This window comes from Streptomyces sp. NPDC058525 (assembly GCF_042719495.1).
GTDB lineage: Bacteria > Actinomycetota > Actinomycetes > Streptomycetales > Streptomycetaceae > Streptomyces.
The window spans coordinates 11,833-34,595 of sequence record NZ_JBHXNP010000076.1; the positions used below are offsets into that span (position 1 = coordinate 11,833).

The 22,763-nt window shown below is 72.0% G+C and carries 22 protein-coding genes; 8 read left to right on the plus strand and 14 right to left on the minus strand.

Translation table 11 applies throughout. From position 1 onward, the window contains the following. The first annotated feature begins 253 nt into the window (after window positions 1-253). The 3 genes from pknB to ACFWP3_RS29280 all read left to right on the plus strand — a co-directional run bounded on the left by pknB (window position 254) and on the right by ACFWP3_RS29280 (window position 3,672). Window positions 254-2,164 (plus strand): Stk1 family PASTA domain-containing Ser/Thr kinase, encoded by a 1,911-nt coding sequence (gene pknB, locus ACFWP3_RS29270; RefSeq protein WP_384226855.1) that lies wholly within the window; start codon window positions 254-256, stop codon window positions 2,162-2,164. A 9-nt stretch (window positions 2,165-2,173) separates the two neighbouring features. After that, the gene (locus tag ACFWP3_RS29275) at window positions 2,174-3,031 is read left to right on the plus strand and encodes a deoxyribonuclease IV (RefSeq protein WP_384226911.1); all 858 of its coding nucleotides are present in this window, start codon (window positions 2,174-2,176) and stop codon (window positions 3,029-3,031) included. Between the two features lie 92 nt (window positions 3,032-3,123). After that, window positions 3,124-3,672 (plus strand): DUF4396 domain-containing protein, encoded by a 549-nt coding sequence (locus ACFWP3_RS29280; protein ID WP_384226857.1) that lies wholly within the window; start codon window positions 3,124-3,126, stop codon window positions 3,670-3,672. A gap of 21 nt (window positions 3,673-3,693) precedes the next feature. Here the strand turns inward: ACFWP3_RS29280 and ACFWP3_RS29285 are convergent, their stop codons facing one another. Next, on the minus strand, window positions 3,694-4,326 hold the full coding sequence (locus ACFWP3_RS29285) for a sulfite oxidase-like oxidoreductase (protein ID WP_384226859.1): 633 nt from the start codon (window positions 4,324-4,326) through the stop codon (window positions 3,694-3,696). Between the two features lie 189 nt (window positions 4,327-4,515). Between ACFWP3_RS29285 and bfr the strand changes: the two genes are divergently transcribed. Continuing rightward, entirely contained in the window at window positions 4,516-4,992 is a 477-nt protein-coding gene (gene bfr, locus ACFWP3_RS29290; protein WP_384226862.1) for a bacterioferritin, read from the plus strand. A 48-nt stretch (window positions 4,993-5,040) separates the two neighbouring features. On the opposite strand, the gene ACFWP3_RS29295 is transcribed toward bfr, so the two are convergent. Together ACFWP3_RS29295 and ACFWP3_RS29300 are read right to left on the minus strand one after the other, a co-directional pair. Then, window positions 5,041-5,313, minus strand: a complete 273-nt coding sequence (locus ACFWP3_RS29295) for a bacterioferritin-associated ferredoxin (protein WP_384226864.1) — start codon at window positions 5,311-5,313, stop codon at window positions 5,041-5,043. Between the two features lie 146 nt (window positions 5,314-5,459). Then, window positions 5,460-6,824, minus strand: coding sequence for a class II 3-deoxy-7-phosphoheptulonate synthase (locus ACFWP3_RS29300; protein ID WP_384226866.1), 1,365 nt, complete (start codon window positions 6,822-6,824; stop codon window positions 5,460-5,462). Window positions 6,825-7,148: 324 nt separating this feature from the next. On the opposite strand from ACFWP3_RS29300, the gene ACFWP3_RS29305 reads away from it, so the two are divergent. Further along, entirely contained in the window at window positions 7,149-9,041 is a 1,893-nt protein-coding gene (locus ACFWP3_RS29305) for an anthranilate synthase family protein (RefSeq protein WP_384226868.1), read from the plus strand. A 16-nt stretch (window positions 9,042-9,057) separates the two neighbouring features. Here ACFWP3_RS29305 and ACFWP3_RS29310 read toward each other — a convergent pair whose 3' ends face one another. The 5 genes from ACFWP3_RS29310 to ACFWP3_RS29330 form a co-directional block, all read right to left on the minus strand. Further along, window positions 9,058-10,050 carry a 2-hydroxyacid dehydrogenase gene (locus tag ACFWP3_RS29310; RefSeq protein WP_384226871.1) on the minus strand — a complete coding sequence of 331 codons (993 nt, stop codon included), beginning with the start codon at window positions 10,048-10,050 and terminating at the stop codon, window positions 9,058-9,060. A 91-nt stretch (window positions 10,051-10,141) separates the two neighbouring features. After that, the gene (locus tag ACFWP3_RS29315) at window positions 10,142-11,170 is read right to left on the minus strand and encodes a 6-phosphofructokinase (protein ID WP_384226914.1); all 1,029 of its coding nucleotides are present in this window, start codon (window positions 11,168-11,170) and stop codon (window positions 10,142-10,144) included. Window positions 11,171-11,315: 145 nt separating this feature from the next. Further along, window positions 11,316-11,960, minus strand: a complete 645-nt coding sequence (locus tag ACFWP3_RS29320) for a response regulator (RefSeq protein WP_384226916.1) — start codon at window positions 11,958-11,960, stop codon at window positions 11,316-11,318. 23 nt (window positions 11,961-11,983) lie between these two features. Continuing rightward, window positions 11,984-13,195, minus strand: a complete 1,212-nt coding sequence (macS, locus tag ACFWP3_RS29325) for a MacS family sensor histidine kinase (protein ID WP_384226873.1) — start codon at window positions 13,193-13,195, stop codon at window positions 11,984-11,986. A 33-nt stretch (window positions 13,196-13,228) separates the two neighbouring features. Continuing rightward, window positions 13,229-14,008 (minus strand): lysophospholipid acyltransferase family protein, encoded by a 780-nt coding sequence (locus ACFWP3_RS29330; protein ID WP_384226919.1) that lies wholly within the window; start codon window positions 14,006-14,008, stop codon window positions 13,229-13,231. Between the two features lie 170 nt (window positions 14,009-14,178). Between ACFWP3_RS29330 and ACFWP3_RS29335 the strand changes: the two genes are divergently transcribed. Together ACFWP3_RS29335 and ACFWP3_RS29340 are read left to right on the plus strand one after the other, a co-directional pair. Then, window positions 14,179-14,958, plus strand: coding sequence for an alpha/beta hydrolase (locus tag ACFWP3_RS29335; RefSeq protein WP_384226921.1), 780 nt, complete (start codon window positions 14,179-14,181; stop codon window positions 14,956-14,958). Continuing rightward, window positions 14,951-15,562: a hypothetical protein gene (locus tag ACFWP3_RS29340; protein ID WP_384226876.1), complete on the plus strand. Its 612-nt coding sequence runs from the start codon at window positions 14,951-14,953 to the stop codon at window positions 15,560-15,562. The genes ACFWP3_RS29335 and ACFWP3_RS29340 overlap by 8 nt, the downstream gene beginning before the upstream one ends. A gap of 164 nt (window positions 15,563-15,726) precedes the next feature. Here ACFWP3_RS29340 and ACFWP3_RS29345 read toward each other — a convergent pair whose 3' ends face one another. The 6 genes from ACFWP3_RS29345 to ACFWP3_RS29370 all read right to left on the minus strand — a co-directional run bounded on the left by ACFWP3_RS29345 (window position 15,727) and on the right by ACFWP3_RS29370 (window position 20,710). Further along, window positions 15,727-16,530 (minus strand): endonuclease/exonuclease/phosphatase family protein, encoded by an 804-nt coding sequence (locus ACFWP3_RS29345; protein ID WP_384226878.1) that lies wholly within the window; start codon window positions 16,528-16,530, stop codon window positions 15,727-15,729. A gap of 73 nt (window positions 16,531-16,603) precedes the next feature. After that, entirely contained in the window at window positions 16,604-17,545 is a 942-nt protein-coding gene (locus tag ACFWP3_RS29350) for an ROK family glucokinase (protein WP_384226880.1), read from the minus strand. Between the two features lie 61 nt (window positions 17,546-17,606). After that, complete coding sequence (locus ACFWP3_RS29355; RefSeq protein ID WP_384226883.1) at window positions 17,607-18,068, minus strand: DUF5304 domain-containing protein; 462 nt, start codon at window positions 18,066-18,068, stop codon at window positions 17,607-17,609. A gap of 76 nt (window positions 18,069-18,144) precedes the next feature. Continuing rightward, window positions 18,145-19,347 (minus strand): ArsA family ATPase, encoded by a 1,203-nt coding sequence (locus tag ACFWP3_RS29360; protein WP_384226885.1) that lies wholly within the window; start codon window positions 19,345-19,347, stop codon window positions 18,145-18,147. 11 nt (window positions 19,348-19,358) lie between these two features. Further along, window positions 19,359-19,802 (minus strand): SRPBCC family protein, encoded by a 444-nt coding sequence (locus tag ACFWP3_RS29365; RefSeq protein WP_384226888.1) that lies wholly within the window; start codon window positions 19,800-19,802, stop codon window positions 19,359-19,361. An 80-nt stretch (window positions 19,803-19,882) separates the two neighbouring features. Further along, window positions 19,883-20,710 (minus strand): metallophosphoesterase, encoded by an 828-nt coding sequence (locus tag ACFWP3_RS29370; RefSeq protein WP_384226923.1) that lies wholly within the window; start codon window positions 20,708-20,710, stop codon window positions 19,883-19,885. A 243-nt stretch (window positions 20,711-20,953) separates the two neighbouring features. Between ACFWP3_RS29370 and ACFWP3_RS29375 the strand changes: the two genes are divergently transcribed. Continuing rightward, complete coding sequence (locus ACFWP3_RS29375) at window positions 20,954-22,750, plus strand: AMP-dependent synthetase/ligase (protein ID WP_384226889.1); 1,797 nt, start codon at window positions 20,954-20,956, stop codon at window positions 22,748-22,750. Window positions 22,751-22,763 lie beyond the last annotated feature (13 nt).

Here is a 22,763-nt window from a genome sequence, read left to right on the forward strand (position 1 = left end):
ACACGGAAGGACGATGGGACTGACGGGAACCCCCGTACCCTCTCTGATCCGGTCCACGGGGATGCCGCTCCCCGGCCCCCCCCCGGCCCGCAGACGTGGGGGCGGGTGGGCAACCACCGCCCCGCCCCCACACCTCGAGGGGGAGATAGCGGGCCCGCGCCGCAGGCCCCGTACCGGCCTCCCATGTCACGGCTGGGCTGCAAGGCTGCCCCGGCCCGGCCAGGACGCGTCGTCGCGCCAATAGAATCGCCGGGTGGATACGACCCTGGATGACCCCCTCGTCGGGCGCGTGCTCGACGGCCGCTACCGCGTCGACGCCCGCATCGCCGCCGGCGGCATGGCCACGGTCTACCGGACCGTCGACACCCGCCTGGACCGCGTGCTGGCCCTGAAGGTCATGCACCCGGCCCTCGCCGCGGACGCCGCCTTCGTCGACCGGTTCATCCGGGAGGCGAAGTCCGTGGCCCGGCTCGCCCACCCCAACGTCGTCGCCGTCTTCGACCAGGGCACGGACGGGCCGTACGTCTACCTCGCCATGGAGTACGTCTCCGGCTGCACCCTGCGCGACGTGCTCCGCGAGCGCGGCGCGCTCCAGCCGCGGGCCGCGCTGGACATCCTGGAGCCCGTGCTCGCCGCCCTGGGCGCCGCTCACCGGGCCGGATTCGTGCACCGCGACATGAAGCCCGAGAACGTCCTGATCGGCGACGACGGCCGGGTCAAGGTGGCCGACTTCGGGCTGGTCCGGTCCGTGGACTCGGTGACCAACACCACCGGCTCCGTCCTCGGCACCGTCTCCTACCTGGCTCCCGAGCAGATCGAGAACGGCGTCACCGACACCCGCGTGGACGTCTACGCCTGCGGTGTCGTCCTGTACGAGATGCTCACCGGCACCAAGCCGCACACCGGCGGCTCCGCCGCCCAGGTGATCTACCAGCACCTCCACGAGGACGTGCCGCCCCCGTCCGCCGCCGTCCCCGGTCTCCCCGTCGGCCTCGACGAGCTCGTCGCGCAGGCCACCGCGCGGAACCCGGAGCTGCGCCCCTACGACGCCGCCGCCCTGCTCGGCCTCACCCGCGAGGCCCGCGCACGGCTCAGCGACGCCGAGCTGGACGCCGTACCGCCGCAGGCGCGCGCCGAGGAGCGGACGGCCGCCGAGGACCGCACCAGCGTGATCCCGCGCCCGGTCACCGCGCACCGGCCCGTGCACCAGACCTCCCGGCTGCAGGTTCCGCCGCCGCCCCCGTCCGGTCCGCCCGCCCCGGCGGGCGGGCGCGGGCCCCGGCGCGGCGTGCTGCTGGTGGTCGCGGGCGTGCTGCTGGCCCTCGGCCTGGGCACGGGGGTCTGGTACATCAACTCCGGCCAGTTCACCAAGGTGCCCAACCTGCTGGGCAAGACCGAGGAGCAGGCCAAGTCGCAGCTGTCGGCGGCCGGCCTCGGCGTGAAGCGGATCGAGCGGAAGTTCAGCAGCTCCTTCGACCGGGGCACGGTGATGAACACCGACCCGCCGGGCGGCAAGCGGATCCGCGGCAACGGCGCGGTGACGCTCACCATCTCCCGGGGCCCCGAGGTCGTGGCAGTGCCCAACCTGAAGGGCCGCCCGCTCGAGGAGGCCAAGGCCGAGCTGACGAAGACCGGGCTGGCCCCCGGCATCGTCACGCAGGCCTTCAGCCAGGACGTCGCGCAGGGCTCGGTGATCAGCACCGACCCGGTGGGCGGCGAGAAGCGGGCCCCCGACACGGCCGTCGCCATGATCGTCAGCAAGGGCCGTCCGGTCCCGGTGCCGAGCGTTGCCGGCCTCCCCTTCGAGCAGGCCAAGTCGGCCCTGGAGGGCCTCGGCCTGAAGGTGGCCACGGCTCCCGAACAGGTCAACGCCCCTTCCCCGGCCGGTACGGTCGCCAACCAGTCGGTCGGCGCCGGAACCCAGGCCGCGGCCGGGGACACGGTCACGCTGACCGTCTCCAAGGGCCCCCGCCAGCTCCCCGTCCCGGACGTGACCGGCCAGGACGTGGACTCGGCGCGCAAGGCCCTGGAGGGCGCCGGCTTCAAGGTGAAGGTGGAGCGGCCGCTCATCTCGTTCAGCAAGACCGTGGACACCCAGTCGGTGGCCGGCGGCCAGAACGCCCCCGAGGGCACCACGATCGTCATCAAGACCAAGGGGCTGTGAGCAGCGGTGATACGCAATCCGGTGGGCGGGCACGTGCCCGTCGCGGGCGGGCTCGCCTCGGTCGGTCTGACGTACGCCCGGGAGATGGGCGCGGAGGCGGTGCAGGTCTTCGTCGCGAATCCGCGCGGCTGGGCGACGCCGGTCGGCAACCCGGCGCAGGACGAACTGTTCCGGACGCAGTGCGCGCAGGAGTCGCTCCCGGCCTACGTGCACGCCCCGTACCTGATCAACTTCGGCTCGCACACCGGGGCGACCGTCGAGAAGTCGGTGGAGTCGCTGCGCCACTCGCTGCGCCGGGCCCGGCAGATCGGTGCGCTCGGGGTGGTCGTGCACACCGGCTCGGCCACCGGGGGCCGGCCGCGCGAGGCGGCGTACGCGCAGGTCAGGGAGTACATGCTGCCGCTGCTGGATGAGCTGACGCACGACGACGACCCGTTCCTGCTGCTGGAGTCCACGGCCGGGCAGGGCTCTTCGCTGTGCTCGCGGGCCGAGGAGTTCGGGCCGTACTTCGACGCGCTGGACCACCACCCGAAGCTGGGGATCTGCCTGGACACCTGCCACATCTTCGCGGCGGGCCACGACCTGGCGGAGCCGGGCGGGACGAAGCTGACGCTGGACCTGCTGGTGGACACGGTGGGCGAGGGCCGGCTGAAGCTGGTCCACGCGAACGACTCCAAGGAAGGGGCCGGTGCCCACAAGGACCGGCACGCCAACGTCGGCCAGGGCCACATCGGCCGCGAGGCCTTCGCCGAGCTGTTCACGCACCCGGAGATGGCGGGCGTACCGCTGATCATCGAGACTCCCGGCGGCAAGGAGGGGCACGCGGCGGACGTGGCCCTGCTGAAGGAGCTGCGCGGGGGCGGGTGACCGCCCGATCCGTTGAGGAATACCCCAGGGGGGTATACGGTTCTGCCCTATCGGCGGAACCGCTACCCGGCTTTTCCCATCAGGGGGTCGACATGGAGCAGCACGCGCACCACGAGGACGAGCAGCACCGGCACCACGGCCACGAGCGGCACGGCCACGAGCCGCACGCTCACGAACAGCACGGCCACGCGCACCACGGCCACGGACGTGCCGGCTGGGCCACGGCCGCCCGGGCCACCCTGCACTGCCTCACCGGATGCGCCGTCGGCGAGGTGCTCGGCATGGTCATCGGGACCGCGCTGGGCTGGGGGAACGTCCAGACGATGGCCCTGGCGATCGCCCTCGCGTTCCTCTTCGGCTACGCGTTCACCCTGCGCGGGATCCTCGCGGCGGGGGTGGGCCTGCGTACGGCCGTCCGGGTGGCGCTGGCCGCGGACACTCTTTCGATCACCGTCATGGAGCTGATCGACAACGGCGTGATCGCCCTGTGGCCGGGCGCGATGGACGCGCACCTGTCGGACCCGATGTTCTGGGCGGTCCTCGGGATCGCGCTCGCGGCCGCCTTCGTGATCACGGTCCCGGTCAACAAGTGGCTGATCAGCCGCGGCAAGGGCCACGCGGTCGTCCACCGGTACCACTGACCGGCCGGACGCGGACGAGCCCTACAGCTCGGGGCCGTCCCCCGGCTCCTCCTGGTACGAGTAGCGCTGCTCGCGCCAGGGGTCGCCGATGTTGTGGTAGCCGCGCTCCTCCCAGAAGCCGCGGCGGTCGGCGGTCATGTACTCGACGCCGCGGACCCACTTGGGGCCCTTCCACGCGTACAGGTGCGGGACGACCAGGCGCAGCGGGAACCCGTGCTCGGCGGTGAGCAGTTCACCGCCCTGATGGGTGGCGAAGACGGTCCGCTCGGAGGCGAAGTCGGCCAGCCGCATATTGGAGCTGAAGCCGTACTCGGCCCACACCATCACGTGCGTGACCTGCGGCGCGGGCGGCGCCAGGGCGAGGATCTCACGGGCGAGCACGCCGCCCCATTCGGCGCCCGGCATGCTGAACTTCGTCACGCAGTGCAGGTCCGCCACGACCGACTCGAACGGCAGCGCCGCGAACTCCTCGTGGTTCCAGCAGTGCTTGTCACCGTCGGCCGTCGCGCCGAAGACGCGGAACTCCCAGCGGTCGGGCTTGAACTTGGGTACAGGACCGTAGTGGGTGACCGGCCAGCCCCGCTGCAACCGCTGCCCCGGTGGAAGCTCCGACTGCTCTGCTCCCGGAGATTCCCGGCTTTCCGGCTGACCCATGACTCCATGGTGACAGACGCGCCGGGGTGGTCATGACCAGGTCTGGACCGATTCGGGCAACTCCCACTAAGGAGGCACTTACTGGACGGCCTTCAGCGGCGGTGCAAGGATGCGCCCAATCCCCCGGCCACGGCTGGGAGGTGCCCCCAGCCCCGTCATTGATGACATTGCCTGGAAGGAGCCTCTGCGATGCAGGGCGACCCCGAGGTCCTTGAATTTCTGAACGAGCAGCTGACCGGCGAGCTGACCGCCATCAACCAGTACTGGCTGCACTACCGCATCCAGGACAACAAGGGCTGGACCAAGCTCGCCAAGTACACGCGTGAAGAGTCCATCGACGAGATGAAGCACGCGGACAAGATCACCGAGCGCATTCTGATGCTCGACGGTCTGCCGAACTACCAGCGCCTCTTCCACGTACGGGTCGGGCAGACGATCACCGAGATGTTCCAGGCGGACCGCCAGGTCGAGGTCGAGGCCATCGACCGGCTCAAGCGGGGCATCGAGGTCATGCGCGGCAAGGGAGACATCACCTCCGCCCGCCTCTTCGAGGACATCCTGGCGGACGAGGAGCACCACATCGACTACCTCGACACCCAGCTGGAGCTCATCGAGTCACTGGGCGAGCCGCTGTACATCGCGCAGCTGATCGAGCAGCCGAGCTAGCAGGGCCGGACGGCGTCCGAGCGGGTGGCGCGGGCCGGGCGAACCGGTCTAGGCGGCTTCCGCGAGCGAGGGTGCCGGAACCGGGCCGGGCGACACCTCGGCGGCGAGAACGGCCGCCCCGTTGCCCTTCTCCAGCAGTTCCCGGCGCGGGCACGCACCGCGGCCGAGTATGCCCTGGATGGTGCGCACGCAGGATCCGCAGTCGGTGCCGGCCTTGGTGGCCGAGGCGATCTGGCGCGGAGTGCAGGCCCCGGCGGCCGCGTGGTCCTTGACCTGCTTGTCGGTGATCCCGAAACAAGAGCAGACGTACACGCGGTTCACCTCCCTGGGCGGACTGGTTCAGCGAGCCACCCCTATTCGGTGAGGCTTACCTAACCGTACCCAAAGTTAGGGTCGCCTAAAAGCCCCCGATACGACGATGGGGCGCGGATCACATCGATCCGCGCCCCATCGTCGTAGGTAGCTACTTACTGATCGCGGTACATCTCCGCGACCAGGAACGCCAGGTCCAGGGACTGGCTGCGGTTGAGCCGCGGGTCGCAGGCCGTCTCGTAGCGCTGGTGCAGGTCGTCGACGAAGATCTCGTCGCCGCCGCCCACGCACTCGGTGACGTCGTCACCGGTGAGCTCGACGTGGATGCCGCCCGGGTGGGTGCCGAGGCCCTTGTGGACCTCGAAGAAGCCCTTGACCTCGTCGAGCACGTCGTCGAAGCGGCGCGTCTTGTGGCCCGAGGCCGCCTCGAAGGTGTTGCCGTGCATCGGGTCGGTGACCCAGGCGACGGTCGCACCGGACGCGGTGACCTTCTCGACCAGCTCGGGGAGCTTGTCGCGGACCTTGTCGGCGCCCATGCGCACGACGAAGGTCAGCCGGCCCGGCTCGCGCTCGGGGTCCAGCCGGTCGATGTACGTCAGCGCCTCGTCCACCGTGGTGGTCGGGCCGAGCTTGATGCCGATCGGGTTGGCGATCTGCGAGCAGAACTCGATGTGCGCGTGGTCCAGCTGGCGGGTGCGCTCACCGATCCAGACCATGTGGCCCGAGGTGTCGTACAGCTTGCCGGTCCGCGAGTCGGTGCGGGTCAGCGCGCCCTCGTAGTCGAGCAGCAGCGCCTCGTGGGAGGCGTAGAACTCGACGGCCTTGAACTCGGCCGGGTCGGTGCCACAGGCCTTCATGAAGTTCAGCGCGTTGTCGATCTCCCGCGCGAGCTGCTCGTAGCGCTGCCCGGACGGGGAGGTCTTCACGAAGTCCTGGTTCCAGGCGTGCACCTGGCGCAGGTCGGCGTAACCACCGGTGGTGAAGGCGCGCACCAGGTTCAGCGTCGAGGCCGACGCGTGGTACATGCGCTTGAGCCGCTCGGGGTCCGGGATCCGGGCCTCTTCGGTGAAGGCGAAGCCGTTGACGGAGTCGCCGCGGTAGGTCGGCAGGGTGACGCCGTCGCGGGTCTCGGTGTCCTTGGAGCGCGGCTTGGAGTACTGGCCCGCGATGCGGCCGACCTTGACGACGGGCACGGAGGCCGCGTACGTGAGGACGGCGCTCATCTGGAGCAGCGTCTTGAGCTTGGCGCGGATGTGGTCGGCGGACACGGCGTCGAAGGCCTCGGCGCAGTCGCCGCCCTGCAGCAGGAACGCCTCGCCCTTGGCGACGGCTCCCAGACGGGCGCGCAGCTGGTCGCACTCGCCCGCGAAGACGAGCGGAGGATACGACTCGAGGTCCGCGACGACAGCGCGCAGAGCCTCGGCATCGGGGTACGAAGGCTGCTGCGCCGCGGGAAGGTCTCGCCAGGTCGCCTTGGCGGCGGGGGCTTGGGTTTCAGCGTTCACGGTCACCCCGTACACATTACGGTGTCATTCGTCCCGTCCAGCCTCACGCCCACCTGATGAGACGGATGCGGCTCGAAGGTCGACGGCTCCGGAAGTTTCGGAATCCATGGTCATCCCGCTCCCCGGGAAACGTCCCGGCACGCCGGGGCCGATCTGGGCTAAGGTGCGCTGCATGTACGCGCACACGAACCTGAACTGGTGGTGGCCCGCTTCCGGCGGCCCACTCCTCGCGCGTACGTAGAAACGACACGACCGACGCGAAGGCCGCCCCGAGGGGCGGCCTTCCGCGTTGTGCGCGGGCCAGGGGCCGCTCCTCCCACCGGAAGGACGCCGCTCCGAATGAATCTCAGCCGACTGCTCGACGACTCCTGCCCGCCGTTCGCCCTGCTGCGCCGGCGGACCCCCGGCCGCGACCACGACACCGTCGAGGTGCTGATCGGCCCGGTCCACGAGGCCGCGCGCCTCGCCGACCTGCCCGTCCGCGAGCTGCCCACCCTCGCCCTGGTCCCCTTCCGGCAGATCCGCGAGCGCGGGTTCGACGTACGCGACGACGGCACGCCGCTGAGCGTGCTGGCCGCCGAGGAGGCGTACGAGATCCCCCTCGCCGAGGCGCTGGCCGCGCTGCCCGCGCACGCCGTACGGGTCGACGGGGGCGGCTTCGACATTCCCGACGAGGAGTACGCGGCCACGGTCGAGCGGGTCATCGAGGACGAGATCGGCCGCGGGGAGGGCGCGAACTTCGTCATCCGGCGCACCTACGGGGGCCGGATCGAGGGCTTCGGCCGCGCCGACGCCCTGGCCCTGTTCCGGCGGCTCCTGGAGGGCGAGCGCGGCGCGTACTGGACGTACGTCGTGCACACCGGGGAGCGCACCCTGGTCGGGGCCAGCCCCGAGGTCCACGTGCGGATGTCCGGGGGGACCGTCGTGATGAACCCGATCAGCGGCACCTACCGGTATCCCGCCGAAGGCCCCACGGCGCAGTCGCTCCTCGCCTTCCTCGGCGACCGCAAGGAGACCGAGGAGCTGTCGATGGTGGTCGACGAGGAGCTCAAGATGATGTGCACCGTGGGCGACATGGGCGGGGTCGTCGTCGGGCCGCGGCTGAAGGAGATGTCCCACCTCGCGCACACCGAGTACGAGCTGCGCGGCCGGTCCTCGCTGGACGTGCGGGAGGTGCTCCGGGAGACCATGTTCGCCGCGACGGTGACCGGCTCGCCGGTGCAGAACGCCTGCCGGGTCATCGAGCGGTACGAGGCCGGGGGCCGCGGCTACTACGCGGGGGCGCTGGCCCTGCTGGGCCTGGACCCGGCGGGCGCGCAGACCCTCGACTCCCCCATCCTGATCCGCACCGCCGACATCGACCGGGAGGGCGGGCTGCGGGTGCCGGTCGGCGCCACCCTCGTGCGGCACTCCGATCCGGCGGGCGAGGTCGCGGAGACCCACGCGAAGGCCGCCGGGGTGCTGGCGGCGCTCGGGGTGCGGCCCGCGGCGCCCCGCCCGGCCTTCGAGGGGCTCCGGCTGGCCGACGATCCCCGGGTGCGGGCGGCCCTGGCGGCCCGGCGGGCGGACCTGGCCCCCTTCTGGCTGCGGATGCAGGAGCAGCCGGCCGCGCCGGCCGGCCACGCGCTGGTGGTGGACGGCGAGGACACCTTCACCGCGATGCTGGCGCACGTCCTTCGGGTGGCCGGGCTGGCGGTGACCGTACGCCGCTACGACGATCCGGGGCTGCGGCCGGCGGCCCTGGCCTGGGAGGGCCCGGTCGTGCTGGGCCCGGGCCCGGGGAACCCGGCGGACGCGGCCGACCCCAAGATGCGGATGCTGCGCGAACTGGCGGCGGAGCTGCTGGCGGGCCACCGCCACGGCCTGGTCGGAGTCTGCCTGGGGCACGAGCTGCTGGCGGCCGAGCTGGGCCTCCCGCTGGTCCGCAAGGCGGAGCCGGCGCAGGGCGCGCAGACCCGCATCGACCTGTTCGGGGCCGAGGAGGTGGTCGGCTTCTACAACACGTACACGGCGCACTGCGACGACGCCGGCGCGGACCGGCTGGCGCAGGCGGGCGTCGAGGTGTCCCGCGATCCGGTGACCGGGGAGGTCCACGCGGTCCGCGCCGTCGGCGGCGGCTTCGGCGGCGGCTTCGCGGGGGTGCAGTTCCACCCGGAGTCGGTGCTGACCCTGCGGGGCGCGGATCTGCTGCGCGAACTGCTGGCCGGCGTGATGACCACCGCCCCGGCATAGCCGCGGCGGCGGAGCGTCAGTCGGGGACCAGGGTGTTCTCGGAGCGGCGGCCGGCCAGGTAGTCGGCGACGTTGGCGACGGTGGTGTCGATGATTTGGCCCACCGCGTCGGTCGTGTAGTACGCCTGGTGCGAGGTCACCACCACGTTCGGGAACGTGACGAGCCGGGCCAGGGTGTCGTCCTCGACGGCCTCCAGGGACTTGTCCAGGAAGAACACCCCGGCCTCGGCCTCGTACACGTCGAGGCCGACGCCCGCGAACCTGCCCGCCCTGAGCTCCGAGACCAGCGCGTCCGCGTCCACCAGCCCGCCGCGGCTGGAGTTCACCAGGATCGCGTCGTCCCGCATCAGCCGCAGCGCCGCCGAGTCGATGATGTGGTGGGTGGAGTCCAGCAGCGGCACGTGCAGGCTGATCAGGTCCGCGGAGGCGAGCAGCTCGCCCTTGTCCACGTACTTCATGCCGAGCTCCACGCAGGCCGGGTTCTGTACGACGTCCCAGCCCAGCAGGTTCATCCCGAAGCCGTGCGCGATCCGGGTGAACGCCTCGCCGATCTTGCCGGTGCCGAGCACGCCGACCGTACGGCCGCGCATGTCCCGGCCCATCAGCCCGTTCAGCCGGAAGTCGAAGTCCCGGGTCCGGTTCGAGGCCCGGACGATCCGCCGGTTCACGGCCATCGCCAGGGCCCACGCGAACTCGGCCACCGAGTACGGGGAGTAGTAGGAGACCCGGCTGACGCTCATGCCCAGCTGCCGGGCCACGCCCAGGTCGATGTTGTTGAAGCCGGTGGAGCGCTGGGCGATCATCTTCGTCCCGCCCGCCGCGAGGGTCCGCAGCACCCGGCCGTTCAGGTCCGCGTTCACGCTGGAGGAGACGATCTCGTAGCCGGCCGCGATGGGCGCGGTGTCCTCGGTCATGAAGACCTCCAGACAGCGCACCTCGTGCTGCCCCGCGAAGGCACGCTCCAGAAGCGGCTTCTCGTCGGCCGTCACACCGAATGCCAGGATCTCCACGCCGGCTCCCGTACCTCGTACCCATGGGTCGTTTGTCACCATACGACCCATGGGTCCGTGTTGCCGCTCGCCGCTTCGGCGCCCGCCGCGCTCAGCCGAAGAAGACCCCGACCTCCCGGTACAGCGCCGGATCCACCGTCTTCAGCTTCGCCGTGGCCTCGGCGATGGGCACCCGCACGATGTCCGTGCCCTTCAGCGCGACCATCTTGCCGAAGTCCCCGTCGCGCACCGCGTCGATCGCGTGCAGTCCGAAGCGGGTCGCCAGCCAGCGGTCGAAGGCACTCGGCGTACCGCCGCGCTGGATGTGCCCGAGCACCGTCGTACGGGCCTCCTTCCCGGTCCGCGCCTCGATCTCCTTGGCCAGCCACTCGCCGACGCCCGACAGGCGGACGTGGCCGAAGGAGTCCGTGGTGGCGTCCTTGAGGACCATCTCCCCGTCCGTGGGCATCGCCCCCTCCGCGACCACCACGATCGGCGCGTAACTCGCCTTGAACCGGGAGGTCACCCAGGCGCACACCTGGTCGACGTCGAAGCGCTGCTCCGGGATGAGGATGACGTTGGCGCCGCCCGCGAGGCCCGAGTGCAGGGCGATCCAACCGGCGTGCCGGCCCATCACCTCGACGACCAGGACCCGCATGTGCGACTCGGCCGTGGTGTGCAGCCGGTCGATGGCCTCGGTCGCGATGCCGACGGCGGTGTCGAAGCCGAAGGTGTAGTCCGTCGCCGACAGGTCGTTGTCGATCGTCTTCGGCACGCCGACGCACGGGATGCCGTACTCCTCGTACAGCTTGGCCGCGACCCCGAGGGTGTCCTCGCCGCCGATCGCGATCAGGGCGTCCACCTCGTACTTGGCGAGGTTGTCCTTGATGCCGCGGATGCCGTTCTCCGTCTTGAACGGGTTGGTGCGCGAGGAGCCGAGGATGGTGCCGCCGCGGGGCAGGATCCCGCGGACGGCGGGGATGTCGAGCGGGACCGTGGCCCCTTCGACCGCGCCCCGCCAGCCGTCCTTGAACCCGATGAACCCGTATCCGTACTCCTGCTCGCCCTTGCGCACGACGGCCCTGATCACCGCGTTGAGCCCGGGGCAGTCACCGCCGCCGGTCAGCACTCCGACCTTCATGGAATCTCCCTTCGCCATGACGGCCACGCTAGTGGTGACCCAGGTCACAACGAGAGATCTGGAAGAGTCAATTCGGGCGGAATCACGGGGCGTTGCGTACACCCGTTCACTCGTACGAGGACATAAGTACGACCGACGCCACCGGCTACACGTCGTCGAGGCCCCGCTCGATCGCGTACCGGACGAGCTCGACCCGGTTGTGCAGCTGGAGCTTGCCCAGGGTGTTCTGCACGTGGTTCTGGACCGTGCGGTGGGAGATGACCAGCCGTTCCGCGATCTGCTTGTACGAGAGCCCCTTGGCCACCAGCCGCAGCACCTCGGTCTCCCGGTCGGTCAGCTGCGGCGCCTTCACCTCGTCGGAGGCGGCCGGCGCCGGGTCGGTGGCGAGGCGCCGGTACTCGCCGAGCACCAGCCCGGCCAGGCCCGGCGTGAACACCGGGTCGCCGGCCGCCGTCCGGCGGACCGCGTCGATCAGCTCCTGGGCACCGGCGGACTTCAGCAGGTAGCCGGTGGCCCCGGACTTCACCGCCTCCAGCACGTCCGCGTGCTCCCCGCTCGCCGACAGGACCAGCACCCGCAGCGCTGGGTTGGCCCCCACCAGCTCCTTGCAGACCTGGACCCCGGGCATGCCGGGGAGGTTGAGGTCGAGGACCAGGACGTGGGGGGTGACGGCGCGGGCCCGGCGCACCGCCTCGGGGCCGTCGCCGGCGGTGGCCACCAGGTCGAAGCCCGCGGCGGCCAGGTCGCGGGCGACCGCGTCCCGCCACATCGGATGGTCGTCGACGACCATCACCTTGATCTCGTTCAGCTCGCTCACTGGGTCCTCCCCCTCGGTACTTTCAGTTCCACCTCGGTGCCCTGCCCGGGGACGGACACCAGCTCGGCGCTGCCGCCGAGGTCACGCAGCCGGCCCCGGATGGACAGGGCCACTCCCATCCGGCCCTCGCCCTCCGCCTGGTCGAGCCGGCCCGCCGCGATGCCCGGGCCGTCGTCCCGGACGGTCACGATCACCTCGTCGCCCCAGTCCTCGAGCAGGATCCAGGCGCTGGCCCCCTCCCCGGCGTGCCTGCGCACGTTGTCCAGGGCGGCGCCGACGGCCGCGGCCAGCTCCTTCGCCGCGGGCACCGGCAGCGGCACCGGGGCGCCCGGCTCGGCGAAGCTCACCCGGCACCCGGCGTGCGGGGCCAGCAGCGTCCGCACGTCCAACTCGCCCTCGTCCGCGCCCGGCTCCTCGACCTCGTACGCGTCCACCAGCGCGCCCCGCGACCCGTCGCTGGAGATCCGGGAGGGCTGCACCAGCCCGCTGCTGACCAGCGTGCGCAGCGCCACCTCCTGCTCCCCGGCCATCCGGCCCAGCTCGGCGGCCTCGCCGCCCAGTTCGGTGCCGCGCCGCTGGACCATGGCGAGGACCTGGAGGACCCCGTCGTGGATGTCGCGGGCGAGGCGCTCGCGCTCGCGGGTGGCCGCCTCGATCTCCAGGGCGCGGGCGAGGGTGGCCTCACTGGCCCGGGCCACCTCGACGACATAGCCGATGGCCACCGAGGCGACCCACACCAGCAGGACGTTGTGCAGGGTGTCCCGGGTGGGCTGGCCGCTGTGGATGACGACGTTGGCCGCGGCCACGAAGGTGGAGGCCACGCACGCCCAGCGCCAGCCGCCCTTGATGGCGAAGGCGAGGACCGCGCCGGCCGTCCAGATCGTGGGCAGGGTGGGACCGCCGGCCGCGATCCGCTCCTGGGTGTCGGCGAGCGGGGTGAGCAGGATCCCGACGAGGGCGACCGTCAGGTCGATGCCGAGGAACCGCTTGGTGCAGCTGGCGGCGTTGGCCACCTTGCCGTGCGTGGCCAGGGTCCAGACCACGAGCACGGCGAGGTAGCCGGCCGCGATCCAGGGGCGGTCGAAGCGCCGGTACGCGGCGACGAAGAGCCCCACGGCGTAGACCATGGTCAGCAGCCGGTAGGCGGTCAGGGCGCGCCAAAGCGGCTGCTCGACCGACATGCGTACGACGCGTTCGCGTTTCGCCATCTCCCCCACCCCCCGCGGGCGGTACGCCCGTCGCTACTCCGCCTTGCCGTCGGCCTTTTCCGCCTTGTCGGCCTTCTCGGCCTTCTCGGCCTTCTCGGCCTTGTCCGCCTTGTCCGCCTTCTCGGCCTTGGCGGCGGCCTTCTCGGCGTCGGCGATCTGGCGCTTGGCCGCCGTCGCGTAGATGTCCACGTACTCCTGGCCGGAAAGCTTCATGATCTCGTACATGACCTCGTCGGTCACCGAGCGGAGGATGAAGCGGTCGCCGTCCATGCCGTGGTAGCGGCTGAAGTCCAGCGGCTTGCCGATCCGGATGCCCGGCCGCATCAGCTTGGGGACCACCTTGCCGGGCGGCTGGATCTTCTCGGTGTCGATCATCGCCACCGGGATCACGGGGGCGCCGGTGGCCAGGGCCACGCGGGCCAGGCCGCCGGGCTTGCCGCGGTACAGCCGTCCGTCGGGTGAACGCGTCCCCTCGGGGTAGATACCGAACAGCTCCCCGCGTTCGATGACCTCGACGCCGCTCTTGATGGCGGCCTCGCCGGCCCCGCGCGCACCGGAGCGGTCCACCGGGAGCTGGCCGACGCCCTTGAAGAAGGCGGCCGTCAGCTTGCCCTTGACGCCCGGGGAGGTGAAGTACTCCGCCTTCGCGATGAAGGTGACCTTCCGGTCCAGCACGGCCGGGAGGAAGAAGGAGTCGGAGAAGGACAGGTGGTTGCTCGCGAGGATCGCCGGCCCCTCCGCGGGAATGTTCTCGAGGCCCTCCACCCACGGCCTGAAGGCGAGCTTCAGTGAACCGCCGATGGAGAACTTCATTGCGCCGTAGATCAACTCGAAAGCCTTCCTGTGTCTGTCGAACAGACCATATCCCGTGGCTCTCCCGGCAGCGGCCCGACGGCCCTGGTCGGTGCCACCCCGGTCGCGTACGGTGAAGTCACACAGAGCAACGCACCCACCTGATGTACATCATGATCAAGGAGACCCTGGTGCCCGTCCTCCCTGGAGCCGAGCCGTTCCGCCACGAGGGCGGAGAGGTCGGCGTCCTCCTCTGCCACGGCTTCACCGGTTCCCCGCAGTCGCTGCGCCCCTGGGCCGAGTACCTGGCCGCGCGAGGGCTCACGGTGTCGCTGCCCCTGCTCCCCGGGCACGGCACGCGCTGGCAGGACATGCAGCTCACGGGCTGGCAGGACTGGTACGCCGAGGTGGACCGCGCGCTGCGGGAGCTGCTGGACCGGTGCGAGCAGGTCTTCGTCTTCGGTCTGTCGATGGGCGGTGCGCTGACCCTGCGGCTGGCGGCCAAGCACGGGGACGCCATCAGCGGCATCGTCCTGGTCAACCCGGCCAACAAGGTCCACGATCCGATGGCCTTCGCCCTCCCGGTGGCCCAGCACTTCATCCGCTCGACGCCGGGCATCGCGAGCGACATCGCGAAACCGGGCTCGGAGGAGGTCGGCTACGACCGGGTCCCGACGCGGGCCGCGCACTCGCTGCGCAAGCTCTTCAAGCTGGTGGACACCGAGCTGCCGCAGGTCACGCAGCCCGTGCTGCTGCTGCACAGCCCGCAGGACCACGTCGTACCGCCGGTGGACTCGGCGCGGATCCTGGCGCGGATCTCGTCCACCGATGTCACCGAGACCCTGCTGGAACAGAGCTACCACGTCGCGACGTTGGACCATGACGCGGAGCGGATCTTCGCGGACAGCTATGCGTTCGTCGGCCGACTGGCGGAGAGCGTGGGCAGGGAGGGGGCGCAGGCGGGTGGCTGAGCACGAGGAGCAGTCGGGCGGGGTTCCGCCGCTGGACGAGGAAGCGGCGTGGGCGGCGATCGTCGCCGGGTACGGGCAGGAGCCGCCGGACCCGCCGGGGGCCCGGCCGTTCAAGCCGATCGAGAACCTTCTGCTGCCGGAGGAGGACGTGAAGCCGCTGCCGCCGGGGCCGGAGCCCGGGGCCGGGGCCGCGCCGGAAGCCAAGGCCGCGCCCGAACCGGAGCCGAAGCCGAAGGCCGCGTCCGAGCCGGAGCCCGAGCCGCCCGCGGCGCTGGGCAGCTCGGTGGTCTTCGCCCCGGGCGTCGGCGCGGGCATCGGCCCGGGCCCGCGCGACCACTCGCTGGCGGAGCCGGCGGACGAGGGCCACTTCGTCCCGCCGGAGCCGGAGCTGCCGGAGGCGGACACCACGTCGAAGTTCGCCTGGCTGGCGGTCGTCGGCGGTCCGGTGCTGCTGCTCCTGGCGGTGCTGTTGCAGTGGGAGATGACCTGGTGGCTGACGACGCTGGGCATCGGCGGCTTCCTGGGCGGCTTCGCGACGCTGGTCGCGCGGATGGCCCAGGGCGACGACGAAGACGACGACCCCGGCCGCGGCGCCGTGGTCTAACCCGGGCCCGCCACCGGGGCTCCGCCCCAGACCCCGGCGGCCTGGCCACGACCATGCCCATGGCTACGCCCAGGCCCCTGGGGCTCCGCCCCAGACCCCGCGCCTCAAACGCCGGCGGGGCTGGATTTTGCCGGCGTCAGCGTTCGAGTGCGGCATCAGCCGAATCAAGCCTCGCCGGCGTTTGAGGCGCGGGGGTCCGGGGGCAGAGCCCCCGGCAACGGCGCCCCAGCCGGGAGGCGAAGGGTGGCCAGGACCGGTAGGTGGTCCGTGGCCGCCGTCAGGTCCGCCGCGCTCACCCCCGCCAGTCCCGCAGGGACACCGCAGGCCAGCACCTCCACACCCCCCGTCGCGAAGACCGCGTCGATCCGCCGGTCCGGCGCCCCCGCCGGGAAGGTCCGCTCGCCGCCCCACGGGGCCACCGACCAGCAGTCCCGCAAGGTCTCCGCGAGCGCCCCGAAGGCCGCCCCGTCCGGGCCCTCGTTCACGTCGCCCGCGACGATCCCGTACGGGGTGTCCAGCCCGGCCAGCCGCTCCAGGAGCAGACCCGCCTGGTCCCGGCGCTCGGCCCGGTCCAGGGACAGGTGCGCGCAGACCAGGCCCGCCCGGGCGCCGCCGATCCGGACCACCGCCGTCGCGAGGCCCCGCCGGTGCAGGCCGGGGGTGCGCGGCAGCAGCACGTCCTGCGTCCGCTCCACGAAGACCCGCAGCGAGCACATCAGCAGCGGCCCGGCCGCCGTCGCACCCCCGCCCAGCACGACCAGGTCGCATTTCGCGGCCAGCCTCGCCGCGTGTTTGCGCCAGCGGAAGAACCGCGGCGCCTCCTGGACGAACACGAGGTCCGGCGTGCAGGCCCGGATGACCCGGGCGAGCGCCTCCTCGTCGTCGCGCAGCGAGCGGATGTTGTAGCTGAGCACCCGGATCACGGCAGAACCGTCGGGCTCCGTACGGGACTTCGGCAGCTGGTCCATGCCCCGCAAGATATGACGGCGCCCGCCGCTCCCCCAAGGGGCGCGGCGGGCGGTCACGAACGAGGAGGGCGGATCAGCCCTGGCGCGCCAGGTCGGCCGCGCCCACGAGCCCGGCCTTGCCGCCCAGTTGGGCGGCCAGCACCTGCGCGTGCGGACGCCAGGCCCCGCCGACCAGCCAGCGCTTGAAGGACTTGCGGATCGGGTCGAGGACGAGGTCGCCCTCGTCGGAGACCCCGCCGCCGACGATGAACGCCGACGGGTCGAAGAGCGAGGCGAGGTCGGCCAGGCCCGCGCCGGCCCAGCGGGCCAGCTCGCGGAAGGCGTCGATCGCCACCAGGTCGCCCTGCCGCGCGGCCTGGCTGATGTGCTTGCCCTCGATGCCGTCGGGGGTGCCGTCGCCGAGCGAGAGCAGGACCGTCGCGTTCTCGGGGGTGGCGTTGGCGCGCTGCTTCGCGTACCGGACGAGCGCGCGCCCGGAGGCGTACTGCTCCCAGCAGCCCTGGCTGCCGCATCCGCACAGCAGGCCGTCGGGGACGACCCGGATGTGGCCGAATTCGGCGGCGACGCCGAAGCGCCCGCGCCGCAGCTTGTTGCCGATGATGATGCCGCCGCCGAGGCCGGTGCCGAGCGTGATGCAGATGACGTCGTCGTGGCCCTGGCCGGCGCCGAAGCGGTACTCGCCCCAGGCGGCGCAGTTCGCGTCGTTCTCGACGACGACGGGCAGGCCGATGCGCTGCTCGACCTTGTCCTTGAGCGGCTCGTGCCGCCAGTTGATGTTCGGGGCGAAGAGCACGGTGGCGCGCTTGTCGTCCACGTAGCCCGCGGCGCCGATGCCGACGGCGTCGATGGTGTGGTTGCTGCTGACTTCGGAGACGGCGGCGCAGATCGCCTCCGTCACTCCGTCCGCGGTCGGCGGGGTGGGCACCTTGTACGTCTCAAGGATGGTGCCCTCTTCGTCGACCACGCCGGCCGCGATCTTCGTGCCGCCGATGTCGACGCCGATGGTGAGTCCCATTAGTCCCTCGGTTTCCGGTCAAACCCCGCCACGGCCCACCGTACCCGAGGGCGGAGGGGGTTCAGTCGAGATCGATCCGCTCGGCCGGGCCGTCGTCGGGGCCCTCGTCACGGGGATCGCGCTCGCCGGGCGCCTGCCGGGGAGCCGGGGGCTCGCCCTGTGTCCAGCGGCGTTCGTGGCCCTCGACGGCGGAGCGGTAGGCGGCGAGCAGCTCGGATCCGGCGGCCGCGAGGTGGTCGAAGACCTCGGGGTTGCGCTCGATGACGGGCTTGGCGGCGGTCTTCGCCTGGTTGACGAACTGGCGCACGGCGCCCTGGGCCGCGCTGCCGATGAGGGGGTTGTTCAGCCCGGAGACCTTGTCGGCGACGGCCTCGAAGAGCTTGAACAGCTCCTCGGCGGCGGTCCCGGTGCCCTGGCCCCCCGTCCCGCCTTGTCCGCGCAGGCGCTCCTTCTCTGCGGCGAGGTCCTCGGCGCAGGCCTTGGCCCAGGCGTCGTCGGTGGGGCGGTCGGTGGCCTCGCTCATGGCGGACTCTCCTGCGGCGGCTGCGGTGCGTGCGGTACTGGCTACCTTCGACGGTACCCGAACGGCGGTACGCGGTTCAGGGTGTGCGGGGCCAGAGTCCGGGGTCCGGGGTGAAGCGGATGCGCAGGCCGCCGTCGGCGAGGGCGGCGCCCGAGACGGTGCAGCGGCGCAGCGCCGCGGGCAGCGGAACGATCCTGCGGTACGGGCCCACGGTGAGCAGCAGCTCGTCGCCCCGGCGGATCAGGTCGAGCTCGCGCTTGTGCGCGCCGGGCAGCGGGACCGCCCAGACGAGCACCCCGTCCTCGGCGAGCCGGTCCTCGACCGCCCAGGCCCGGCGGGGTGCGGGCCGCTCGGGGACGAGCCCGCCGGCGGCGGCGAGCAGTTCCAGGTCCTGCGGGCCGCGCGGGTCCCGGCCGAGGTGGCCGAGCCGGACCACGGGCAGGTCACCGGCCCATGCGGAGGCGCACTTCTCCTGCTGGGCGGCGAGTCCGGCGAGCCAGGGGTCGGCGGAGTGCTCGGGCAGCAGGCGGTTGGCGACGACGGCGGCGACGGGCAGCTGCTGGAGGGCGAGCCCGAGGCGCCCCGCCCGGATCGCGTCGGCGGCGGCCGGTCCCGGTTCGGCGACCAGCCGGACCTCGGTGGTGGCGGCCTCCATGACCTCCTGGACGGCGGCCAGCTCCTCGTCCCACCGGGCGGCGGCCTCGTACAGCCACTGCGCGGGCATGGGCACGCCGGCCAGCTGGGCCAGTACGGGCCGCAGGGCGCGGGCGGCCTGCCGCTCGGCGGGGAGCAGCCGGGCGAGGTAGCGGCGCAGCTGGGCGGGGAGGGCAAGGGTGGCCAGGGCCTGGTGGAGCGGGGGCAGGTCGACGACGACGAGGTCGCACCCGGGTGCCGCGGCGGCCCGCCGCAGCGCGCGCAGCAGCGCGAACTGCTCGGCGCCGGGCAGTTCGGTGAGTTCCTCGGCGCCCAGCGGCCGGGCTCCGAGCATCCCGAGGAGGGCGGATCCGCGCTCCTGGAGGGCGACGAGCTCCTCGCGGAACTCCTCGCCGGAGTCCACCCGGGCCACCCGGATCCCGCCGGCCACCGGTACGGCGGTCAGGCCGGGCGCGGCCTCGGCGGGCTCGCCCACCGGTTCCCCGGTCAGGGCGGCGAGGGGGTCCCCGACGTCGCCGGAGAGCAGCAGCACCCGCCGCCCCTGCCGGGCCGCGGCGAGGGCGGTGGCCGCGGCCACGGTGGTCCGCCCGGCCCCGCCAGGGCCGGTGATCAGCAAGGTGTGCACGGTGTCGGGCCTCAGCCGGTCGATTCCACGCGCTTCTTCAGGCCGGCCAGGGCGCGGTCGATGATGACCTTCTCGGCCTTGCGCTTGATCATGCCGAGCATGGGGATCTTGACGTCCACGGTCAGCTGGTAGGTGACCTCGGTGCGCTTGCCGCCGTCCAGCGGGGCCAGCCGGTACGAGCCGTCCAGCTGGCGCAGCATCTGCGACTTGTCCAGGGTCCAGGCGACCTCGTTCTCGCCCTTCCAGGTGTAGGAGAGGGTGTGGTCGTCCTTGATCGCGCCCGCGTCGAGCAGCAGCCGCACCTTTTCGGCGCGGCCGTCGGCGCCGGAGGCCAGTACTTCGGCCTCCTTCACCTCACCGGTCCACTCCGGGTAACGGGCGAAGTCTGCGATCACGGCCATCACGTCGGCCGGCGCAGCCTCGATCGTGATGCTTGAGCTGGTGTGTTCCGCCATCGCAGTCGCTCCTCCGTGGAGTAATTCGAGGAAGTGTGCGGCCTCCGGCCGCCGCTCGAAGGCTACCGTGCGTGCGGAGCTCACCACTCCAGGGCCCAGGGCCTCCCGGTCGCCGCGAAGTGCCCGACGTTCACGCACTCCGTGCTCCCGATCCGCATCCGCCGGGCGAGCGGCTGGTGGACGTGGCCGAAGAGGGCGTACCGGGGGCGGGTGCGCCGGATCGCGGCGAGCAGGGCCTCGCTGCCGCGTTCGAAGCGGCGGGCGACCGTGTCGTAGCAGAGCTCCGGCACTTCCGGGGGGATGTGCGAGCACAGGACGTCGACCTCGCCCAGCGCCTCCACCTTGGCGGCGTACTCCTCGACGTCCACTTCGTACGGGGTGCGCATCGGCGAGGGCAGGCCGCCCCCGACGAAGCCGAAGACCCGGCCGCCGATCTCCGCGCGCTGCCCGTCGAGGACGGTCAGGCCGGGGCGGTCGGCGTACTCCGGCCACAGGGTGGGGATGTCGACGTTGCCGTAGGTGGCGTAGGTGGGGCTGGGGAAGGCGGCGAACATCTGCGCGTACTGGCGGCGCACGGCCTCCTCGATCAGCCGCTCGCGGTCCAGCCCGGCCCACAGCTGCCGTCCGAGGGCGTGGGCCTCGGCGAAGCGGCGCGCGGTGCGCAGCTCGACGATCCGGTCGGCGTTCTCGACGCCGAACAGGTCGGGGAAGATCCCCCGCGAGTGGTCGGCGTAGTCGAGGAAGAGCACGAGGTCCCCGAGGCAGATCAGCGCGTCCGCGCCGTCCCCCGCCCTGGCGAGGGCCTCGGTGTTGCCGTGCACGTCGCTCACGACGTGGACCCGGGTACGGGATCCGGAACGGAGCCCGGCACGGCTCGATCCGCTCGTGCCCCACGTCCCGCCCCGCATGCTGCCGCCCATAGCGGCCACCCTAGGGCGGCGGGGCGGCCGTGGGGTAGCGGGGGTGCCGGATGCAGCCGGACCTGCGGTTACTTCCGAGTCGCCGAGGGGGTCGACTAGTGTCGGCAGGAAAAGGCCGTGTCGTGTGACGCAGGGAACATCTGGCCGGTTCCCTCTATCCGGAACCCACTACCGGTGGGTAACGTCCGGTCGGTCCACATGGTGGCGATGGCGCCCAGAGGAGCAGCAGTCTTGCGCGAGTTCAGCCTTCCGGCCCTGTACGAGGTCCCGTCGGACGGGAACCTGACGGATCTCATCCGCCGCAACGCCGCGCAGCATCCCGACACCGCCGTCATGAGCCGCAAGGTGGACGGCCGGTGGCAGGACGTGACCGCGACCGAGTTCCTGGCCGAGGTCCGGTCCGCGGCCAAGGGCCTGATCGCCGCGGGCATCCGCCCCGGTGACCGGGTCGCCCTGATCTCCCGCACCCGCTACGAGTGGGTGCTGATCGACTTCGCGATCTGGACCGCGGGCGGCGTCACCGTCCCGGTGTACGAGACCAGCTCCCCCGAGCAGATCCAGTGGATCCTCGGCGACTCCGGCGCCGTCGCCGCGGTCGTCGAGAGCCCCGGGCACGCCGCGGCCGTCACCTCGCTGCGCGACCGGCTGCCGGACCTGCGCGACGTCTGGCAGATCGAGCAGGGCGCCCTGGAGACGCTGAAGAGCGCGGGCGCCGGCATCACCGACGCCGAGGTCGACGAGCGCAGCAGCCTGGCGTGCGCCGACGATCCGGCCACCATCGTCTACACCTCGGGCACCACCGGCCGCCCCAAGGGCTGCGTGCTCAGCCACCGCAACTTCTTCGCGGAGTGCGGCAACGCCGTGGAGCGGCTGAAGCCGCTGTTCAAGACCGGCGAGTGCTCGGTCCTGCTGTTCCTCCCGGCGGCGCACGTCTTCGGCCGCCTGGTCGAGGTGGCCGCCGTGCTGGCGCCGATCCGGCTGGGCTGCGTACCGGACATCAAAAACCTGACCGACGAGCTGCAGTCCTTCCGGCCCACCCTGATCCTCGGTGTGCCGCGCGTCTTCGAGAAGGTCTACAACTCGGCGCGCGCCAAGGCGCAGGCCGACGGCAAGGGCAAGATCTTCGACGCGGCGGCCGAGACGGCGATCGCCTACAGCCGGGCGCTCGACACCCCCCGCGGGCCGTCCTTCGGCCTGAAGCTCAAGCACAAGGTCTTCACCAAGCTCGTCTACAGCAAGCTGCACGCGGTCCTCGGCGGGCGCGGCGAGTACGCGATCTCCGGCGGCGCGCCGCTGGGCGAGCGCCTCGGGCACTTCTTCCGCGGCATCGGCTTCACCGTGCTGGAGGGCTACGGCCTGACCGAGTCCTGTGCGGCGACGACCTTCAACCCGTGGGACAAGCAGAAGATCGGTACGGTCGGCCAGCCCATGCCGGGCTCCGTCGTGCGCATCGCGGACGACGGCGAGGTGCTGCTGCACGGCGAGCAGATCTTCACCGGCTACTGGAAGAACGAGACGGCCACCGCCGAGGCGCTCACCGACGGCTGGTTCCACACCGGCGACGTCGGCACCCTCGACGAGGACGGCTACCTCACGATCACCGGGCGCAAGAAGGAGCTCATCGTCACCGCGGGCGGCAAGAACGTCGCACCCGCCGTGATCGAGGACCGGATCCGGGCGCACGCGCTGGTCGCGGAGTGCATGGTCGTCGGCGACGGGCGGCCGTTCGTGGCCGCGCTGGTCACCATCGACGAGGAGTTCCTCGGCCGGTGGGCCGCGGAGAACGGCAAGCCTGCCGGTGTGACGGCGGCGGAGCTGCGCGACGACGCGGAACTCAACGCCGCCGTCCAGAAGGCCGTCGACGACGGCAACGCGGCGGTGTCCAAGGCGGAATCGGTGCGGAAATTCCGCATTCTGCCCTCCCAGTTCACGGAGGAGTCGGGCCACATCACGCCTTCGCTGAAGCTCAAGCGGAATGTGGTCGCGAAGGATTTCGCGGACGAGATCGAAGCCCTGTACCGGGGTTAGCCGGAGTCGGCCG

Excerpts from the sequence above, each read along its gene's own strand:
- ACFWP3_RS29280 (WP_384226857.1), top strand. The coding sequence starts at position 3,124 with ATGGAGCAGCACGCGCACCACGAGGACGAGCAGCACCGGCACCACGGC.
- ACFWP3_RS29285 (WP_384226859.1), bottom strand. The coding sequence starts at position 4,326 with ATGGGTCAGCCGGAAAGCCGGGAATCTCCGGGAGCAGAGCAGTCGGAG.
- bfr (WP_384226862.1), top strand. The coding sequence starts at position 4,516 with ATGCAGGGCGACCCCGAGGTCCTTGAATTTCTGAACGAGCAGCTGACC.
- ACFWP3_RS29305 (WP_384226868.1), top strand. The coding sequence starts at position 7,149 with ATGAATCTCAGCCGACTGCTCGACGACTCCTGCCCGCCGTTCGCCCTG.
- ACFWP3_RS29315 (WP_384226914.1), bottom strand. The coding sequence starts at position 11,170 with ATGAAGGTCGGAGTGCTGACCGGCGGCGGTGACTGCCCCGGGCTCAAC.
- ACFWP3_RS29320 (WP_384226916.1), bottom strand. The coding sequence starts at position 11,960 with ATGGTCGTCGACGACCATCCGATGTGGCGGGACGCGGTCGCCCGCGAC.
- macS (WP_384226873.1), bottom strand. The coding sequence starts at position 13,195 with ATGGCGAAACGCGAACGCGTCGTACGCATGTCGGTCGAGCAGCCGCTT.
- ACFWP3_RS29330 (WP_384226919.1), bottom strand. The coding sequence starts at position 14,008 with ATGAAGTTCTCCATCGGCGGTTCACTGAAGCTCGCCTTCAGGCCGTGG.
- ACFWP3_RS29345 (WP_384226878.1), bottom strand. The coding sequence starts at position 16,530 with ATGGACCAGCTGCCGAAGTCCCGTACGGAGCCCGACGGTTCTGCCGTG.
- ACFWP3_RS29350 (WP_384226880.1), bottom strand. The coding sequence starts at position 17,545 with ATGGGACTCACCATCGGCGTCGACATCGGCGGCACGAAGATCGCGGCC.
- ACFWP3_RS29355 (WP_384226883.1), bottom strand. The coding sequence starts at position 18,068 with ATGAGCGAGGCCACCGACCGCCCCACCGACGACGCCTGGGCCAAGGCC.
- ACFWP3_RS29365 (WP_384226888.1), bottom strand. The coding sequence starts at position 19,802 with ATGGCGGAACACACCAGCTCAAGCATCACGATCGAGGCTGCGCCGGCC.
- ACFWP3_RS29370 (WP_384226923.1), bottom strand. The coding sequence starts at position 20,710 with ATGCGGGGCGGGACGTGGGGCACGAGCGGATCGAGCCGTGCCGGGCTC.